This is a genomic window from Treponema sp. UBA753 (assembly GCF_002297325.1).
Taxonomy (GTDB): Bacteria; Spirochaetota; Spirochaetia; order Treponematales; family Treponemataceae; genus Treponema_D.
In genome coordinates this window covers 14724-15216 of the sequence record NZ_DBKJ01000083.1, presented here as the reverse complement: position 1 = coordinate 15216, position 493 = coordinate 14724, and the positions used below count along the sequence as shown (strand labels likewise).

1 tRNA gene is annotated in these 493 nt (G+C 36.5%); it reads right to left on the bottom strand.

Annotated elements, in window-relative coordinates:
• Positions 1–209 precede the first annotated feature (209 nt).
• Positions 210–284: transfer RNA gene (locus B4C08_RS07425), tRNA-Arg, on the bottom strand.
• Between the last annotated feature and the right edge of the window lie 209 nt (positions 285–493).

Below are 493 nucleotides of genomic sequence, written 5' to 3'. Positions count from 1 at the left end.
TTGGCGATTTAGTTAATAGGCCGAATTCCGGATTTTGACCTGATTATGCTCCGGCCAAATGGCAATTATAAATATTAAAAAAAGAAAACTTTTAAACTACAGACAGACTGTACAGTTTGTCTGTAATTACGATACAAAGAAAATGGTATATACAAACAAACGCTAAAAAAACAAAAAAGTCCGCTTCCAGGAAACTAGAAACGGACTAGTGACGCTTGGCGGGCTCGAACCGTCGACCCTCTGCTTAGAAGGCAGATGCTCTAATCCAGCTGAGCTAAAGCGCCGAATGAAAAATAGTTTATATTATTTTGCGCATTTCTTCAAGTGCAAAAAGTGATTTTCTGCAAATTTTAGAATGTTGCGCAAAGAAAACTTTTTCCAAAGCATTTAATAGATCGAATGTAGAGTTTTAGGATTTTTTGAAATTTCTAGTCATTATCGGGCTTGACCCGATAATGACTAGAAATTTTTAGTAGATTGCCGTGTCAAGCAC